At 39.4% G+C, this 2,675-nt stretch carries 4 protein-coding genes; 3 read left to right on the forward strand and 1 reads right to left on the reverse strand.

Annotation, left to right across the window (positions count from 1 at the left end; genetic code table 11):
* The 3 genes from ACR2F7_RS05485 to ACR2F7_RS05495 all read left to right on the forward strand — a co-directional run.
* On the forward strand, positions 1-452 hold a 452-nt coding region (locus tag ACR2F7_RS05485), incomplete at its 5' end, for an MBL fold metallo-hydrolase (RefSeq protein WP_432712580.1).
* Positions 453-476: 24 nt separating this feature from the next.
* The gene (locus ACR2F7_RS05490; protein ID WP_432712581.1) at positions 477-1,709 is read left to right on the forward strand and encodes an FtsX-like permease family protein; all 1,233 of its coding nucleotides are present in this window, start codon (positions 477-479) and stop codon (positions 1,707-1,709) included.
* Between the two features lie 2 nt (positions 1,710-1,711).
* On the forward strand, positions 1,712-2,086 hold the full coding sequence (locus tag ACR2F7_RS05495; RefSeq protein WP_432712582.1) for a hypothetical protein: 375 nt from the start codon (positions 1,712-1,714) through the stop codon (positions 2,084-2,086).
* An 18-nt stretch (positions 2,087-2,104) separates the two neighbouring features.
* Here the strand turns inward: ACR2F7_RS05495 and ACR2F7_RS05500 are convergent.
* Positions 2,105-2,675 (reverse strand): MqnA/MqnD/SBP family protein (locus tag ACR2F7_RS05500; RefSeq protein ID WP_432712583.1); only part of this gene is annotated, 571 nt, incomplete at its 5' end.

Here is a 2,675-nt window from a genome sequence, read left to right on the forward strand (position 1 = left end):
ATATTGATCATGTTTTTGGCAATAAATTTGTGTTTGAGCAATGGGGCTTAAAGCCTCAGTGTCATCGTGGTGAATTACCAGTTCTTCATGCTATACCTGGTTATGCGCCTGCCATGGGTTTCAGGTATGATGTATCGCCAGAGCCTGAAGTTTTTATTGAAGAAGGCGACGTGATTAAATTTGGCAGCAGTGAACTGGAAACTATTTTAGCACCAGGGCATTCGCCAGCACATTTGTGCTTTTACGCAAAATCCGAAAATATCCTTATTGGTGGTGACGTGCTCTTTTATGGCAGCATCGGCAGAACAGATTTGCCCGGTGGAAATCATGAACAATTACTGCACAGTATCAGGGAAAAATTATTTACCTTACCAGCAGATTGTAAAGTATATCCCGGTCATGGCCAATTTACCCTCATCGGTAATGAAAAAGCACATAATCCGTTTTTCTAACTTATCCTAAAGCGCTACTGTATCGTGAATACGCCGTTTTATATTGCTCGTAGGTATCTTTTTGCTAAAAAGTCCACAAATGCGATTAATATCATCTCTACAATATCTGTATTGGGCGTATTTGTTGGCAGTGCAGCGTTGTTTATCATTCTTTCCGTTTTCAATGGCTTTGAAGAAGTTGTACTCAAAATGTACAATACTTTTACGCCACACCTGGTTATAGCACCTGCAAAAGGGAAAACCTTTGACCCGAATATTTCGGCCTTGCTGCAGCTAAAAAAAGATCCCCGGATATTTTCATACACCGAGGTGCTTGCCGAGAATGCTTTGTTAAAGTACCGCGACAGGCAATCTGTTGGGTTAATAAAAGGAGTGAGTGCCGATTATTTGAAAAACCCTAACTTGGATACCATTACCATTAACGGTCAGTTTGTGCTGGAAAATAAAATGGGTCAGCATGCTGTAATCGGTTCTGCCATACAGAATTACCTGAGAATAAACACTAACGATCCGCTGACGCCATTGCAAATCTATTCGCCTAAAAAGGGGGTTAAGGCCAGTGCCATCAATCCGGCCGATGAATTTACCGTTTCCACCATCCCGGTGATAGGGATTTTTGAAGTGCAGGAAGATTTCGATAACATCACCATCGTGCCCCTGTCCTTCGCCAGAACTTTACTTCATGAGGAAAGTAACGTCTCCTATATTGAAATCAATGTAAATAAAGGCATTGATGCAGATTTGCTTAAAAAGGATATAGAAAAACAGATCGATATAGGTTTTGTTGTAAAGGACAGGCTGCAGCAAAATGAAGTGCTTTATAATATTTTAGGTACAGAGAAATGGGCCGTTTATATTATACTCACCTTTATTCTAATTATAGCAATTTTTAATATTATTGGCTCATTAACGATGCTTGTTTTGGATAAATTAAAAGATATTGCTATTTTGAACAGTCTGGGTGCAGGGAAATCATTAATCAAACGAATATTTCTCTTTGAGGGAATGATGATTACCATGACAGGCTGTATATTTGGGCTTTTAATAGGCCTTGCATTTTGTTTGGCGCAACAGAAATATGGTTTTGTAAAGATGTCTGAAGAAGCCCTGATGATGCCCAATGCTTACCCTATTGCTATAAAATGGATGGATTTATTGCTCGTATTTGTTACCGTTACTTTATTTTCTTTTGTGGCCTCTGCCTTATCGGCAAACCTCAGTGTAAAGAAAATAAATCATATTAACCAAGACCTCTAATCATGAAGAATATCAAAAATATAGTCCTGTTGTCCATTGTTTTCGCTTTAGCCATTGCCTGTAATAGTGATCAAAACAATAAGGAAGCTACCGATGTTCGCATCATTAAAGGTTTATACAGTTATGGTCCTGAACTCAAGTCGTATACCGATTGTGAAGAAGGTAGAGAATATTGGGTAGCAGATAGTTCCAAAACCCTTGAATTAAGCTATAATGAGCTGAACTTTGAAAAGCCTTATGTACCTGTTTATATAGAAGTAGAGGGGCGTGTGGTAAAATCTGACAGCCTGAGTGTGTCTGCAAATTTCGATTCCACGCTGGTGGTGACCAAAGTAATTAGCATTACCAAGGAAATACCCGACGGACCCTGTAATTAATACGCCGGGTGGCCTTATTTAATGGCCCTGGTTAACGTAAATATTTTCTGCAATTTCAGGGATAATACCTGTTGATTGCGCCATAGAAAACAAGGTATCAATGGCTTTGCGGCCTTCAAGGCCCAGGTCAATGGAATATTTGTTCACATACAGCTCAATATGTTTGTACATTACGGCTTCTTCCATTTCCTGTGCATGCGCTTTGATAAAAGCTAAACCAGATTTAGGGTTTGCAAAAGCATACTCCACAGATTTCCTTAAGATCCTGTTGAATTTCTCCTGAACATCTATGGGCAATTTTCTGTTGATGACAATACCACCTAATGGAATGGCACAGCCTGTTAAGTTTTCCCAGTAATTACCCAGGTCAACAATCTTGTGCAATCCTCTATCACCATAGGTAAACCTGTTTTCATGAATAATCAAGCCCACATCGATCTGATCGTTTAATAAGGCCGATTCAATTTCAGAAAAAACAAGCTCTTGTTTATTGGTCAGTTGCGGATGAGCAATGCCCAATAAAAAGTTAGCGGTGGTAAACTTCCCCGGAATACCCACTCTTAAATCAGCAGGTAAGATTTCTTGTTGC

The sequence above is a fragment of the Pedobacter sp. genome (genome assembly GCF_045628745.1).
Classification (GTDB): Bacteria; Bacteroidota; Bacteroidia; order Sphingobacteriales; family Sphingobacteriaceae; genus Pedobacter.